At 39.6% G+C, this 15,185-nt stretch carries 11 protein-coding genes; 6 read left to right on the top strand and 5 right to left on the bottom strand.

The features are described from left to right. Window positions 1-27: 27 nt before the first annotated feature. A complete protein-coding gene (locus DBR43_RS02865; RefSeq protein ID WP_199756939.1) occupies window positions 28-1,122 on the bottom strand; it encodes an alkene reductase in 1,095 nt (364 codons plus the stop codon). 81 nt (window positions 1,123-1,203) lie between these two features. Here DBR43_RS02865 and DBR43_RS02860 point away from each other — a divergent pair, with 81 nt between their 5' ends. After that, window positions 1,204-2,067: an AraC family transcriptional regulator gene (locus tag DBR43_RS02860; RefSeq protein WP_158622404.1), complete on the top strand. Its 864-nt coding sequence runs from the start codon at window positions 1,204-1,206 to the stop codon at window positions 2,065-2,067. Between the two features lie 9 nt (window positions 2,068-2,076). Here the strand turns inward: DBR43_RS02860 and DBR43_RS02855 are convergent, their stop codons facing one another. Further along, on the bottom strand, window positions 2,077-3,000 hold the full coding sequence (locus DBR43_RS02855; protein ID WP_124577726.1) for a GyrI-like domain-containing protein: 924 nt from the start codon (window positions 2,998-3,000) through the stop codon (window positions 2,077-2,079). Window positions 3,001-3,154: 154 nt separating this feature from the next. Between DBR43_RS02855 and DBR43_RS02850 the strand changes: the two genes are divergently transcribed. Continuing rightward, entirely contained in the window at window positions 3,155-4,036 is an 882-nt protein-coding gene (locus tag DBR43_RS02850; RefSeq protein ID WP_124577724.1) for an NmrA family NAD(P)-binding protein, read from the top strand. Between the two features lie 18 nt (window positions 4,037-4,054). Next, window positions 4,055-4,975 (top strand): helix-turn-helix domain-containing protein, encoded by a 921-nt coding sequence (locus DBR43_RS02845; protein WP_124577722.1) that lies wholly within the window; start codon window positions 4,055-4,057, stop codon window positions 4,973-4,975. A gap of 54 nt (window positions 4,976-5,029) precedes the next feature. Here the strand turns inward: DBR43_RS02845 and DBR43_RS02840 are convergent, their stop codons facing one another. Further along, window positions 5,030-5,362 carry a TfoX/Sxy family protein gene (locus DBR43_RS02840; protein ID WP_124577720.1) on the bottom strand — a complete coding sequence of 111 codons (333 nt, stop codon included), beginning with the start codon at window positions 5,360-5,362 and terminating at the stop codon, window positions 5,030-5,032. 136 nt (window positions 5,363-5,498) lie between these two features. Next, window positions 5,499-6,041 (bottom strand): GNAT family N-acetyltransferase, encoded by a 543-nt coding sequence (locus DBR43_RS02835; protein ID WP_124577718.1) that lies wholly within the window; start codon window positions 6,039-6,041, stop codon window positions 5,499-5,501. A 203-nt stretch (window positions 6,042-6,244) separates the two neighbouring features. On the opposite strand from DBR43_RS02835, the gene dinB reads away from it, so the two are divergent. Together dinB and DBR43_RS02825 are read left to right on the top strand one after the other, a co-directional pair. Then, the gene (dinB, locus tag DBR43_RS02830) at window positions 6,245-7,402 is read left to right on the top strand and encodes a DNA polymerase IV (protein WP_124577716.1); all 1,158 of its coding nucleotides are present in this window, start codon (window positions 6,245-6,247) and stop codon (window positions 7,400-7,402) included. 4 nt (window positions 7,403-7,406) lie between these two features. Beyond that, window positions 7,407-10,349, top strand: coding sequence for a DNA polymerase III subunit alpha (locus DBR43_RS02825; RefSeq protein WP_124577714.1), 2,943 nt, complete (start codon window positions 7,407-7,409; stop codon window positions 10,347-10,349). A gap of 13 nt (window positions 10,350-10,362) precedes the next feature. Here the strand turns inward: DBR43_RS02825 and DBR43_RS02820 are convergent, their stop codons facing one another. Continuing rightward, the gene (locus DBR43_RS02820; protein WP_124577712.1) at window positions 10,363-10,938 is read right to left on the bottom strand and encodes a GNAT family N-acetyltransferase; all 576 of its coding nucleotides are present in this window, start codon (window positions 10,936-10,938) and stop codon (window positions 10,363-10,365) included. A 941-nt stretch (window positions 10,939-11,879) separates the two neighbouring features. Here DBR43_RS02820 and DBR43_RS02815 point away from each other — a divergent pair. Next, window positions 11,880-15,182 carry a SusC/RagA family TonB-linked outer membrane protein gene (locus DBR43_RS02815; protein WP_158622403.1) on the top strand — a complete coding sequence of 1,101 codons (3,303 nt, stop codon included), beginning with the start codon at window positions 11,880-11,882 and terminating at the stop codon, window positions 15,180-15,182. The last annotated feature ends 3 nt before the right edge of the window (window positions 15,183-15,185 follow it).

Below are 15,185 nucleotides of genomic sequence, written 5' to 3'. Positions count from 1 at the left end.
TTCCGGCCATAGCCGGAATGGTTACTTTTAACGGGGTTTACTTAAAATCATTTCCGGATAATCAATATAACCTTTGTCTCCACCATGATAGAATGTTTCCTCATCCCATTCTGCTAACGGACCATCATTTTTTATGCGTTCCACCAAATCCGGGTTTGAAATATAGAGTTTGCCAAAAGCTACAAAATCTACCAACTGATTTTGCAAGATCTCTTCGGCAGTTTCTACTGTAAAGCCACCGGCAATCATCATGATGTTTTTAAAAAACTTTCTTGCGTTGTGCAGAAAACTCACCGGAATAGAGTCCTGCCCATTTGTAATTGCATTAGAAAAGTGGAGGTATAAAATATCCAGTTTCTGTAATTCTTCAAGAATATACTGGTGTGTTGCCAACTCTTCCGGATAAGGTTTCAAATCATAGATTTCACGAAAAGGCGAAAGCCTGATGCCTACTTTATTTTTCCCGGCCACAGCAACTACTTCCTGCATTACCTCCATCAAAAAACGCGTTCTGTTCCGGATACTTCCTCCGTATTCATCTGTTCTGGTATTGCTAAGCGGATTGATAAACTGATCAATCAGAAAGCCATGTGCTGCATGAATTTCAACACCATCAAAACCTGCTTCCAATGCATTTATTGTGGCCTGTTTAAAAGCATTTACCCAAAATGGAATTTCATCAATGTGTATAGAAACCGGCATGGTCATGAGCTGATAAGTATGGTCAGGAATCCGAATGGTTTCCTTCACTGGTATTGCCGATGGCGCTACCAAAGGCTCATTGTTTTGTATGGCCGGATGTCCGATACGACCTGCCTGTACCAACTGAGCAAAGATTTTTCCTCCCTTTGCATGTACTGCATCTACCACTTTTTTCCAGGCATTTTTTTGTTCCTCATTGTATATTCCAGGCGTATCCATATAAGCAACACCATTGGAAGAAATGGCAATATTATCTGTTATTAATAATCCTGCGCTGGCCCTTTGCTGATAATAGGTAACCATAGATAGGGGAGGAATTCCTTTAACCGCCCTGCGGCGATTCATAGGAGCCATGACAACCCTGTTAGCAAAAGAAATGTTTTCATGAATAAAGGGACTAACTAATTTTTTCTGTGACATGATGTTTTTTTTACCAAAATTAGTCCTGGATAATAGCTGAAAACAGGGATGAAGAGTGGTTTTTTTTGTACATTTCGAGTAATGAAGACTAAACATTTACATAAACCTTTAGACATATTTGTCTCAGATATGGAGCACTGGCATGAACGCCCGCTGATCTATCAGTTCTTCGAAATTGTACAGATCATGGATGGAGAAGGCACCAGGATTGTAAATGACAACAAATTCCCATATCGTAAAGGCAGTATTTTTTTATTCACCCCATTGGATTGCAGAGGTTTTGAAAGTACTACCGATACCCGTTATTGTTCCATCCGGTTTTCTGAGGTCTTTCTGGAACAATATAAAACCCAACAGGAAAAAGAGAAACTGATACAATGGCTGAAACAATTAGAAACTATTTTCACCAATCATAACCGCTTTGAGCAGGTCTTGATTAAAGAGAAAAGAGATTGTGATATGATTGCCACGTTAATTGAAAATATGTTGGTAGAGTATGACCATAAGCCTGCCTATTACGATGAAAATTTACAGCATCTGGTAATTCTTGTTTTGAACATCATCTCCCGTAACGTTAATCCCCGACAGATCAGCTCTCCTACAAAAATGGACGAACCCCTGATCAATAAAATGTTGGTTTATCTGCATCAACACATCAATTGCCCGAAAAATTTAAGAATAAAGCACCTTGCAGAACAATTTAATTTGTCTGCAAACTATATAGGTGAATATTTTAAAAACCTAACCGGCGACAGTCTACACTGCTACCTGACCCAATATAAAATGAATATTGTGGAACAGCGGTTAACCTATAGCGAGCAATCCATCGGGCAAATCGCTGATGATTTAGGTTTCTCTGATGAAAGCCATTTAAGCCGGCAGTTCAAAAAGCATAAAGGAATCACCGCTGCTACTTACAGAAAGCAGTTTAAACGCCAAAACTGACGGAGTAAACTATAAAATCGGGATGAAAAAATCTACGATACATTTTTTTTCGGGATGTGACCTGTAATCATTGTGATATAGCTCAAAGGGATCTCTATCTGCTTTTTTATATCCATTTTCGGCCATCCAGAGAAAAAGACTATTCCAGGATTTTTCAAACTCAGCTAAGCCGATGGTGAAACTTCCAACGATAAATTTTCCTTTTTCGATGGAGGTTTTTCCAATATTGCCTGAGGTCTTCAGGGCTTCAGGGAGGATAATGCAGGCACTCATCCTAACTTTTTGAGGAGCTGTGGTTTTAAAACTGTCGTGATAAATAGTGACCATTTTTGCCTCAGGATTTTTCAGTAATCCCAATGGAGTTGCCCATTTTACCAAGGTGTCATAAGCAGGCTTGATGTGCTGTACACCGATACTTGTTGCGTAAGCCAGCTCTAATTTAGCCATTTCTCTGATTTCAATTTTTGCATTCATTTCGATCCAATATTTAAGGTGATTGATGCTGCAAATGTATTCCTCAAAGACGACCTGCTTTTGTCCATTCTTGCTTTCAATTTGACTGATCTTGCTAAATCTGCTGTTTTTTTGTTTACGGAATTCAGAAGGACTTATGCTGTAATATTTTTTAAAAGCTCTTGTAAGGGAAGAATTGCTATTGAAACCGAATAGAAGCGAAAGCTCAGCAATACTGACTTCAGGTTTGTGCATTAAAACCGAGGCTACTTTTTCTACCCTCTTTCTGGTTATGTAAGCGTTTAATGCCTCATGAGTAATGGCCTTAAATATTCTGTGAAAATGAAAAGGGGAAAAACAGGCAACTTTTGAAATTGTTTCCAGTGACAAATTTGTGTCAAGGTTTTCGTCTATAAATTGCAAGGCTTTATTGACACTGCTGGTATAAGTTGCTTGTGCTTCTTTATCTATACTTACCATTCTTTTAAGGAATAAATGATGTTCAAATATAGTGTAAGTCAAATCAGTATTAGACTTTCGATCAATCAATAATAAGTTTGACTACAACAAACATAAGTTTGGCTACTTCTGCTGATTTTCGATACCTGACCTTTGTGATATCAAATAAAACAAAATGAAAATTATAGTAACAGGTTCTTTGGGAAATATTAGTAAGCCACTTGCGCAGGAATTATTGCAAAAGGGGCACGAAGTCATTATTATCAGCACCAGCGCTGATAAAAAAGGGGACATCGAAGCATTAGGTGCTATTGCAGCCATAGGTTCATTACAGAACACCCAATTTTTAACAGATACATTTATTGGTGCAGATGTGGTTTATGCCATGATACCGCCAAATTTTGCAGTACAAGATCCATTGGCATATTATGAACTCGTTGGAAACAGTTATGCAAAAGCTATCGAACAGGCAGGAGTTAAGCGTGTGGTTAACTTAAGCAGCTGGGGAGCACATTTGGCCGAAGGAACAGGAGTAATTGTAGGCTCGCACCGAGTGGAACAAATTTTTAACAAGCTGAGAGCAGTTGCTGTTACTTACCTTAGGCCATGTTCTTTTTATTATAATTTATTCCATTATATAGACATGATAAAAAATGCAGGGATTATCGGTACAAACTATGGAGGGGAGGACAAGATCGTAATGGTATCAACTCAGGACATTGCCAGCGCTGCTGCCGAAGAAATAGAATTGCCAACAACTGTCAAAAAGATCAGATATATAGCGAGTGACGAGCGCAGCTGTAATGAAATTGCAACTGTTTTAGGAACTGCCATTGGCAAACCCGATTTAAAATGGTTGACTTTTACAGATGAACAAGTTAAGGAAGCTATGGAAAAAAATGGAGTACAGCCCCAAATCGCTGATCTGCTGGTGGAACTGAACGCTGCCATTCATAGCGGATTAATGCGGGAGGATTATGATCTGCATCAGCCTGCCGGGATGGGTAAAGTAAAACTGGAAGACTTCGCGAAAGAATTTGCAGCGGCATTTAACTAAAATAGGTATATTGTTCTTATGACAAGCACGCAGCCTCAGCTCATCAAAACAATAACGGCATATCATAAACTAATGCGTCTTGCAAAGCCTGAGCACCCCTTAATAAGTGTCATAAACTTTGAAGATATTAAACATTTACCAGGTGCCGAACCCATTAATTTGGTCAATGAATTTTATTCGATAGGGCTTAAACGGAATTTTGATGCTAAAATGAAATATGGTCAGCACGAGTATGATTTTGACGAAGGCATGATGACCTTTATGGCTCCGGGACAAGTGCTTAGAATTGAGATAGAGAAAGATAAAGAATTGAACCATTCGGGATGGTTGCTGCTCGTCCATCCCGATTTTTTATGGAATACGCCTTTGGCCAGCACTATAAAGAAATATGAATACTTCAGTTATTCGGTAAATGAAGCCCTGCACCTTTCCGAAAAGGAAGAAACATCAATCAAAAATATCATCGTGAGTATTGAGCAGGAATATCATTCCAATATTGATCAGTTCAGCCAAAACCTCATTATTGCACAGCTCGAAGTATTGCTAACCTATGCCGAAAGATTTTATAACCGGCAATTCATTACCCGCAAAGTTGTTAATCATCAAATTCTCAATCGCCTGGAAGAAATCCTGTCGGACTATTTTAAAGATGATTATCTGTCAAAAAATGGCTTGCCTACTGTTACTTTTTTTGCCGACTCATTAAATTTATCGCCAACTTATTTTAGCGGATTGCTTAAATCATTAATAGGTCAGAGCCCTCAGCAATACCTGCATCAAAAACTGATCGAAAAAGCGAAAGAAGAATTGTCAACCACCAGTTTATCTGTGAGCGAAATCGCGTATAAATTAGGTTTTGAACATCCGCAATCCTTCAGTAAGCTATTCAAAACGAAAACTAATCTTTCGCCAATGGAATTCAGACGGTCTTTTAACTGAGGTGTTTAGTCATTATTCGCACCTTAGTGAAATGCCTTGATGATTAATGAAAAGTTAAACCTTTTTTTTAGGTTTTTTCGGCTTAGGATCAGGGAGTTCATTTACGGTAACCTTTACCAGAGCTGAAATCCATTCATGATCATCCAATTCTTCCTGTATTAGAAAATATGATTTTGCTCCTGCAAAGGGTGGGGCTAAGTTTGGTTTTCCAATAAATGCCTGGCCTACTTCCGTGGGTTTAATCAATAGCCGGTTGTCGCATACCAATGCAAAGATCCGGATCCCGGCATAAAGTCCGTACTCACCAAACATTTTTTTATAGCTGATACCAGCGGGATGATTGATCTGGTCGATAATGTAATCTACGTATTTCTGATCCGTTGCCATAGGGTTAAAAATTGAATAGCACAAATTAGGAAAAAGTAATTTTGCAACCGAATTTTCAGATTTCATTTTTTATAGCTGGAGTTTCAATTTTATCTCTGTTTCTGATTTCAGGTCCTCAAAGAGCCTTGGAAGGTGTTTATCCAATTGTTTCAAACAAGTCCTGGATCCCATCGAATTTGGCGCTATAGGTAAACTTAGATTTTTCCAGAACCTTTCTCGCCGCAATATTCTTGCTGTGCACTATTGCTCCGATGCTTGTGATACCCTGACCTAATATCAAGTCAACAATAGGAGGTAAGATATTACTCATGATGGCGCATCCGCAGGAATGACCACTTAGATAGAACTCAATAAAAAACGGGTAGTGTTCAATACGATAATGTTCCATAGCTACGTTCGGGGATATGAGGTCAATAAGTCCGATGATTTTACCTGAATTTTTTTCTGTTATAAAATGGAGATAGTTACGATTTGAGTGGTAATTGATGATCATGTTATTCAAAAAGATTCCTGCTTCAGAAAGATTGTTCAAACGCTTGCTCGGCAGAAATTTTAGCGTCATTTCATCAGAAAGAATCTTATAAATGTCATTTACGATAGCGTCATATCTGTTCAGATCTTCAGGGCGCAAAGGGTGAATTAGTAAATTCTCATTTTCAAAAGAAACAGGCTTAAACATATAATTGCCCTAAGCAGATTCCATGCCATTAAGGGATATTTTTTCAGCGCCAATAACAGTAGCATTAAATCTCTTAATTATACAAGCCATTGTCGCCATTTTTATAATGCAAATACGAAGGGGTAAATCGATAAAAAAATTGAAATACTGATCAAAATACTAAAAATATTAGTATAACTTTGTCCCTACCTAAATTTAAAATCATGGAAAGCGGCAAGCAAATCATCCACATGGATCAGGATGCTTTTTTTGTTTCAGTTGAGGTAAGAAAAGATGCTTCATTAAAGGGAAAGCCAGTAATTATCGGAGGAACTTCTGACAGAGGTGTCGTTGCATCCTGTAGTTATGAAGCCCGGAAGTTTGGAATACATTCCGCTATGCCTTCCCGTATGGCTAAGATGCTTTGCCCTCATGCTACCTTTATCAAGGGAAATATGGACGAGTATTCAAAAGCCTCCCATGAAATTACAGCGATTATCCGTGAAAAAGTACCGCTTTTTGAAAAGGCGAGCATTGATGAACACTATATCGATATGACCGGTATGGACCGGTTCCATAACTGCATGCAATATGCCCATGAATTAAGGCAAACCATTATCAGGGAAATGGATTTACCCATTTCTTTCGGGCTTTCAGTCAATAAGACCGTGGCCAAGATGGTTACCAATGAATGTAAGCCCGGAGGCGAGAGGAATGTAAAACAGCAGGAAGTACAGCCTTTTTTAAACCCGCTATCTATTCGTAAAATACCAGGCTTAGGTGAAAAAACATTCATCAAGCTGAGTGATATGGGCATTAAGAAAATCATCACGCTATCACAGATTCATCCGGATCAGATGAATTCACTTTTGGGTAAATCCGGACTCTCCTTGCTGCAAAAGGCAAAAGGTATTGACAATAGCCTGGTCATTCCTTATACAGAACAAAAATCAATCGGCACCCAATGTACCTTTCATGCAGATTCCATTGATATCGACATGATCAATAACTTACTGGTAGCCCAGGTAATGGATATTGCTTATCAGCTTAGAGAAAAAAAGAAACTTTGCGCCTGTGTAACCGTTACGATCCGGTACGCCAATTTTGAAACGGAAACCAAACAGACTACTATTTCTTACACCTCATTGGATAGCGTACTGATTGCTACCGTAAAAGATTTATTCAAAAAAATATATAACCGCAGGATGCTTTTGAGGCTCGTTGGCGTTAGCTTATCCAATTTAGTAACAGGCTTTGAACAGATCGACCTGTACAGTGAATCACAGGAGCAATATAGCCTGGTTCAGGCATTAGATAAAATACGCAGACGTTTCGGGCAGGATGCGGTAACCAGAGCCTCCACAATGGACATTAAATTATAGCAAGATGTATTTAAACGTCCATTCTCAGTATAGCCTTCGTTACGGCACAATGTCGATCAAAACATTAGTAGAAGAAGCACAGGCAAGGGGCATTACCCAAATGGTAATTACTGACATCAATAATTCTACCGGGGTCATGGAATTTATGCGCGAATGCCGTTCAAAAAAAATTAAGCCTATTGGAGGGATAGAATTCCGTAGAGATAAAAAACTGCTGTATATCGGTATCGCTAAGAATAGGGAAGGGATGAAGGAACTTAACGATTATCTGAGTTACTATAACCTTGAACAAAAAGACCTGCCCGATGAACCTAATGAATTTAAAAACGTATACATTATTTATCCTCATGGTCACAAGTCAGCTTTGAAAAGTAATGAATACATAGGCGTTCGGTTCGATGAACTACATCAGCTTTTCAATAAGGACTTAAAAGACCATCAGGATAGGCTGCTTGCACTGCAACCTGTTTTTGTGGCCAATAAAATTGAGTACCGTCTGCATGAATACCTGAGAGGGATCGATCTGAATACCTTGATTACGATGGTTGATAAAGAAGACAAATGCAGAGACACTGATCTGTTTCTCCAACCCGGAGCGCTGGAAGCGAAGTTCTCTAAATATGCTTTTATCCTTGACAATACCCGCAGGCTCATGGATACCTGTACGATGGATTATCCGGAGGGAAAAATTAAGTTAAACCGTAAAACCTTTACCGGAAGCATAAATGATGATAAGGCACTTCTGGAAAAGCTGGCTGTAGAAGGAATGCGCTATCGCTACGGAAATAAGAACCGGGAAGCTTTGAAGCGGGTGAAAAATGAATTGAAGGTTATTGTAGAAATGGATTTCTGTGCCTATTTCCTGATTACAAACGATATTATTCAGTATTCTATGCGCAGGGGGTATTATCACGTTGGGCGGGGATCAGGGGCAAACAGTATTGTTGCCTATTGTCTGCGGATTACCGATGTTGATCCTATAGCACTGGATTTATACTTTGAGCGCTTTCTAAATGCGGAACGCTCCTCACCTCCGGATTTTGATATTGATTACAGCTGGGACGAACGTGAAGATGTACAGGATTATATTTTCAAACGCTATGGCAGGGACCATACTGCTTTGTTGGGCACGATGTCTACTTTCAAAGACCGTTCGGTAATCCGGGAGATTGGTAAAGTAATGGGCCTTCCTAAAACTGAAATAGATGGTTTTACCGATCCCAGTCGCGCAGCCCTTAACCGGGACAACGATACTTTTAAAAAGATCATGGCGATCCATTCCATGATGGGCAATATGCCAAACCAGCGAAGTATCCATGCAGGTGGAGTGCTGATCTCAGAAGAACCGATTACTTACTATACCGCTTTGGACCTTCCCCCTAAAGGGATGCCGACTGTACAATGGGACATGTATGAAGCAGAGCTAATTGGATATGATAAATACGATATCCTTTCCCAGCGGGGCATTGGACACATTAAGGAAGCGGTTAAACTGGTAGAACAGAACCAGCAAAAACGGTTGGATATCCATCAGGTAGAGGAGTTCATTAAAGATCCCAATCTCAACAACCGCCTGAAGACAGGTCATACCATTGGCTGTTTTTACATAGAATCTCCGGCAATGCGACAACTCAATACGAAGCTGGCCTGCGATAATTACCTCACGCTCGTTGCCGCCAGTTCTATCATTCGTCCGGGAGTGGCCCAATCAGGAATGATGAAAACCTACATCCAGAACTTCCATGCACCTGATCAGGTCAAATACCTTCATCCGGTAATGGAAGCGCAGCTGAAGGAAACCTTTGGGGTAATGGTTTACCAGGAAGATGTGATCAAAGTCTGTATCCACTACGGGGGCATGGATGGAACAGATGCTGACATATTAAGACGGGGGATGAGCGGAAAATACCGTTCCCGCGTGGAGTTTGATCGTTTGGTAGAAAAGTTTCATGAAGGGGCAATGGCATTGGGGAGGCCGGAAGAGGTCACAAAGGAAGTATGGAGACAGGTATCGTCATTTGCAGGGTATAGCTTTTCTAAAGCACATTCCGCCAGTTTTGCGGTGGAGAGTTATCAGAGTTTATATCTGAAAACATATTATCCGATGGAATTTATGGTTGGTGTGTTGAATAATTATGGTGGTTTTTATACCCGATGGTTATATGTTCATGAACTTAAAAAATCCGGAGCAAATGTCCATTTACCTTGTGTAAACAAAAGCAGCTCCGTAGTTTCTATCCAGGGAACTGATGCTTATCTTGGATTTATTGGCATACAGGGACTCGAGGGGAAACTGATTGAACTGATCCCGGAAGAGCGGAAACTGGGTGGTGATTATCTCGATCTTGAGGATTTTGTAAAACGAACAGAAATCGGCCTGGAACAGGTAATTATTTTAATTCGCTGCGGGTGTTTACGTTTTACAGGAAAAAGTAAAAAAGCGCTGTTGTGGGATGTTCATGGCATGTTAGGCAATAAAACTAAACCCAATAATCATGCAGAACTATTTCATGTAGAAGCTAAACAGTATGTAATGCCCGATCTGATCAATACCAAATTAGAAGATGCTTATCATGAGCTGGAATTGCTGGGCTTTCCACTTACACTTTCCATGTTCGATCTACTTAAAACGGAATATCGTGGTGATATCCGAACAGATGACCTCAGCAAATATATTGGACAAACCGTTAAAATGGTGGGGTTATATGTCTGTGAGAAAACCGTGTATACCAAAACCAATAAAAAAATGTGGTTTGGAACTTTTCTCGATGCAGATGGAAACTTTTTTGACACCACGCATTTCCCTAACAGTACCCCTTCTTATCCTTTCAGAGGAGCTGGTTGTTATTTGATTTTAGGCAAAGTGGTGGAAGATTTTGGTTTTCCGAGTATTGAGGTGATCAAATTTGCGAAACTGCCTATTGTCAATAATCCTGTAATGGATTAATTTAAAGGTTGTTTTATGATATTATTCTCTTAAACAAAAACAAGGTATAACCAAATTCCAACTTGTTGTAAATAGAAAACCCGAATTTTTGATACCAGGCTATGTTTTTAACTGTACTGGTTTCCAGATAGACCGGTTTGCCTTTTTGGTCAGCATCTTTTATAATCTCGCTTAGCAGGTTAGAACCTATTCCTTTACCCTGATCCTCCATCGAAACACCAATAAACCACAAGTAGTAAAAAGGTGCATCAGGATAATTGCTTTTTATGGCTTTTTCGCGATTGGTAACATTGAAAATATTACTAATGCCTACTACTTGTAAAATCAATTTTATATCAAGTAGTAGCGATTTAAACGTGAATCTTTTCTGTTCCGGATAAAGTACCAATGCGCATGCTTTGTCGTCGTCGGATAAAAAAACATCCCCAAAGGTGTTGCAAACTTCGAATGAATAGTCCATTAGATGTTGAAGTCTTTTAGCCTTATCTCCGGATTTGTTTACAATAAAATTAACACTAAGGTTGTCTTTGAATGATTTGCAGAGTAAATCAACTACCAAACCCTTATACTCGATACCAATTTTCTTCATTTTTTGCTTTTCAATAGTATAATAGATATAGTTTGAAGATGCTTAAAATTATTCAAGACTATTATTAAATAAAATAATGAATTATCGATAATGCGTTAGTGAGAAAATGACTATACAGCTTGTAATACTTAATACGGATGTGTTAAGTTAAATTCAGGATGATGTTAAGTTTTTTACGGACGATTGTTAAGTTATATTAGGACTAGACAGTTTTGCTTGTGCCGGAATAAACGGGCATATTGAACGGTATTAATGGAGCAATTTGTGATTGATAATTTGATTGAGGCAGCAGGAGAAACATAATAAGCTTTTACGAGAACTTCTTTTTAAATAATCCAAACATGAGAGAGGGCTATAATTCAAAGGTATTCTTGCTAAATATTAAAATAAAATCTACTAATTTAGTAGTATTTATTTATCTTGCGCCCATAATATATTTAGTTCATAAAAAATGAAAAAACAATTACTCACCTTCTTCACTTCGTCGCCGATAAGTGAATTGGCCCAACAGCCATTTAGTATCAACAAAAATGCAAAGGAAATCCATGCAGAGAAAAGAAAAATCTATATGGATGTTGTAAATGAAAAAAACAGCCTTACCAACTGTTGCTGTATGTGCTTTTGCCCATAGGTAAGTACCAAAGACTATACCTCCTACATCAGATCTGATGTTTTAATAAATCTGCAGGTTACCTGCCAAAAGGGTAAATCTCACAAAATTAATTTGTTCACAGAGATCGGACATCACATTGTCCATTAGGATTCCTATTGCTTTTTTTTTTCAAAGGAACCAGGAACGAAAAGCGAGGTAATCCATTCTTGAAAATAATCCAAACTACACTAAAACTATGAAAATTAATAGGTTTAATATAGGTATGCCATTTTTTCGGCTGCCAAATGTAAGCTGCTGTTTGAAGCGTATTCCTATCCTTATCTTGATCATGGCTATTTTCGCTATACAGGTAAACGCATCAACCGGCTGTGCACAGAAGATTACAATCCATAAAAATAATGTTTCCCTTGCCGAAGTTTTAAGAGAGAGCAGGCTGCAAAGCGGTTATGATTTCATTTACAATGTTGACCTGGTTAAACACATCCGCTCTATAAGCGTTGATGTCGATCATGCTGAGCTGGAAGAAGCCCTGAAAATTTGCCTGATGAGGCAGCCATTTACTTATTCAATAGTCAGCAAAACCATCATTATTAAAGAAAAAAGTAAGGGAATACCGGAAAGTCCTCTTGTTTATTTCCATGCTTCAGATATCCGGGGCAGGGTAGTATCAGATGATGGAAAACCTATACCTGGTGCAAACATCCTGATTAAAGGTTCAAAAAGCGGAACCAGGACCAATGAAAGAGGAGAGTTCTTAATCAGGGGCATAGAAGGAAGGCTCACACTTGTGATCTCTTATATCGGCTATAAGACTAAGGAAGTGGTGATAACGGGCAAAGAAGCCGAACTGGTCATTAAAATAGCTGAGGAAGAACAAATGATGAAAGATGTGGTGATCACCGGGATGTTTGAAAGAAGAAAGGAAAGCTTTACCGGGAGCGCAGCTACCATCACAGGCGATCAGCTTCGTGCGGTAGGCAATCAGAATGTGATCCAGATGCTGAGAAGTTTGGATCCTTCTTTTATTGTACTGGACAACAACCTGAAGGGCTCAGATCCAAATGCACTGGCCAGAATTGAACTCCGTGGAAAAACCAGTATTGCTATGAATACGAATGCCGGTACGCTGACTGATCAGTTTAGTACAGACCCTAATATGCCGTTGTTCATTTTAGACGGTTTTGAATCGACACTACGCCAGATTACAGATCTTGATATTAACCGCATTGCCAGCATGACCATTCTGAAAGATGCTGCATCTACAGCGCTTTACGGTGCAAGATCGGCCAACGGGGTAGTGGTGGTGGAAACCATTAAGCCGAAGGCCGGAGAGTTGCGGGTAACTTATACCGGAGATTTTAACGTAAGTGTACCCGATCTGAGCGATTATAACCTGATGAATTCGGAAGAAAAACTTGAATTTGAAAGGCTTTCGGGTCGTTATGCTGCAAATGGGGTGGGTAACGAGAATTTTGTAATGTTGGACCGGTTTTATAACGAGCGTTTGAAAGCCGTTCGTGAAGGTGTAAATACCTATTGGCTTAAAGAGCCATTGCGGGAAACTGCATTTAATCAGAATCACTCTGTATATGCCAGTGGCGGTAGTAATGAATTCCAATATGGTGTGGGAATGAATGTCCAGGACATTACTGGTTTAATGAAAGGTTCTGATAGAAAAAACTGGGGTGCCAGAGCTGACCTGACCTACAGAAAAGGTAAACTCAATGTGACGAACAGGGTATTCATCAGCGGATCAAGAGCAGACGAATCTCCATATGGATCTTTTACTACTTACGCTAAAATAAACCCTTACTATAAAAAAGAGATTACAGGAAAGTACGTTGAACAAATTCCTGCGGGATATGATGGACGTAGTCTTGCGAATGTTGCAAATCCATTATATAATGCCCAGTTGAATTCGGAACAGTATAACACGAGCTTAACTTTGCAGAACAATCTGGGCTTTAATTATGATGCCAGCAGGTCGATCAGGATATCAGGAGCCTTTCAATTGTCGAAAAATAGCGCAACTTCGATCAGCTTTATATCTCCGCTGAATACCAGATTTGACAACACCGCCGTATTGGAAAAGGGAAGCTATTCCAATGGTCGCACGGAAGGTTTCAATTATAGCGGGAACCTTGGACTTACCTACAACAAAATCATCAGGGAAAAGCATGTGCTGACTGGTAATGCCAGGGCGGAAGTGCAGGAAGTAAATAATGATTTTATAGGTCTTACGGCTGTAGGTTTTCCTTTAGGGGTTTCCGGAAACCCAACTTTTGCCAATAGCTACCTGCCGAACTCCAAACCACAAATTTCTACTCCACCAAAAACACGGCGGATTAATGCATTGGCAAGTATCAATTATGTGTACAACAACCGCTATTTTTTGGATGCTACCTACAGGATTGATGGATCTACTGCCTTTGGTACGGCTAATAAGTATTCGCCATTTTGGGCTACGGGAATTGGCTGGAGCCTGCATAATGAAAAATTCATAAAAAATGTAGACTGGATCAATTCCCTGATTGTCCGGGCAAACATAGGTTCTACCGGGAACCAGGGCTTTGGTAGTTTTGCTTCTGCTACGGTATATAACCTGGAAGCAAACAGCAATTATTTTGGTCAGGGTTTGTACCATACCGGTCTTGGAAACCCGGATCTGAACTGGCAAAAAACACTGCAGACGAGTTTGGGCATAGATATCGGGTTATTTGATAACCGCTTAACGGCTAATTTTAATGCCTACAACAAACACACCAGTCCACTGATTGTGACCCTGGATGTTCCAGGTTCGAATGGGATCTCCCGCTATCCCATGAATGCAGGTAACATGACGGTAAAAGGTCTGGAAACAAATATTAAATACTCTCCAATCTTTAATTTAAATAAAAGGATCATCTGGACCCTTGGTGTAACCGCAAGTATGTATACGAGTAAATATGCTGGCTTTGGTAATGTGTTAAACAGCCTGAATGCCGATCAGCAGCGGAGCAATTTAATACAACGTTTTACAGATGGTAAAAGTCCGGACGACATCTGGGCAGTTCAATCTTTAGGGATAGATCCCGGAACCGGGCTTGAGGTATTCCAGAAAGCAAATGGTACCTATACGTTTGATTATGATCCTGCCGATATTAAGGTGATCGCAAACTCGAGACCTAAGATCGAGGGGGTGTTCAGTTCCTCTATTCGGATAAAGGCTTTTACTTTTAATGCCTATATCAGGTATAACCTGGGCGCTTCCAGGTTTAACGAAGCTTTGTATGACAAGGTTGAAAATATCAGCTTTGCTGATCTTTCCTTTAATCAGGATAAAAGAGCCCTGGAAAAACGCTGGAAAAAGCCGGGGGATATTGCCCAGTTCAAAGGGATTTCCGTAACCGATTATACACCAATTTCTTCGCGTTTCGTTCAAAAGGAAAACATCATTACCGGCGAGTCGATCTCGGTGGGTTATGAATTGCAATCGGCAACAACGCCATGGCTTAGGTCTGCGCGTTTGCAAAACCTCAGGTTCTCTGCTTATATGAACAATATTTTCAGGCTATCCAATATTGTTTCGGAACGTGGTATCGACTATCCTTTTGCCAACACGGTTTCATTTAGCATTAATGCTTCATTTTAATTG

Origin of the sequence: Pedobacter sp. KBW06 (assembly GCF_003852525.1) — a bacterium.
Taxonomy (GTDB): Bacteria; Bacteroidota; Bacteroidia; order Sphingobacteriales; family Sphingobacteriaceae; genus Pedobacter.
The sequence above is the reverse complement of the archived record's forward strand: the minus strand, read 5'-3'. Positions and strand labels throughout refer to the sequence as shown.

What these genes read in the sequence shown, in the direction of transcription:
- DBR43_RS02865 (WP_199756939.1), bottom strand. Translation starts at nt 1,122, where the DNA reads ATGTCACAGAAAAAATTAGTTAGTCCCTTTATTCATGAAAACATTTCT.
- DBR43_RS02860 (WP_158622404.1), top strand. Translation starts at nt 1,204, where the DNA reads ATGAAGACTAAACATTTACATAAACCTTTAGACATATTTGTCTCAGAT.
- DBR43_RS02855 (WP_124577726.1), bottom strand. Translation starts at nt 3,000, where the DNA reads ATGGTAAGTATAGATAAAGAAGCACAAGCAACTTATACCAGCAGTGTC.
- DBR43_RS02850 (WP_124577724.1), top strand. Translation starts at nt 3,155, where the DNA reads ATGAAAATTATAGTAACAGGTTCTTTGGGAAATATTAGTAAGCCACTT.
- DBR43_RS02845 (WP_124577722.1), top strand. Translation starts at nt 4,055, where the DNA reads ATGACAAGCACGCAGCCTCAGCTCATCAAAACAATAACGGCATATCAT.
- DBR43_RS02840 (WP_124577720.1), bottom strand. Translation starts at nt 5,362, where the DNA reads ATGGCAACGGATCAGAAATACGTAGATTACATTATCGACCAGATCAAT.
- DBR43_RS02835 (WP_124577718.1), bottom strand. Translation starts at nt 6,041, where the DNA reads ATGTTTAAGCCTGTTTCTTTTGAAAATGAGAATTTACTAATTCACCCT.
- dinB (WP_124577716.1), top strand. Translation starts at nt 6,245, where the DNA reads ATGGAAAGCGGCAAGCAAATCATCCACATGGATCAGGATGCTTTTTTT.
- DBR43_RS02825 (WP_124577714.1), top strand. Translation starts at nt 7,407, where the DNA reads ATGTATTTAAACGTCCATTCTCAGTATAGCCTTCGTTACGGCACAATG.
- DBR43_RS02820 (WP_124577712.1), bottom strand. Translation starts at nt 10,938, where the DNA reads ATGAAGAAAATTGGTATCGAGTATAAGGGTTTGGTAGTTGATTTACTC.
- DBR43_RS02815 (WP_158622403.1), top strand. Translation starts at nt 11,880, where the DNA reads ATGGCTATTTTCGCTATACAGGTAAACGCATCAACCGGCTGTGCACAG.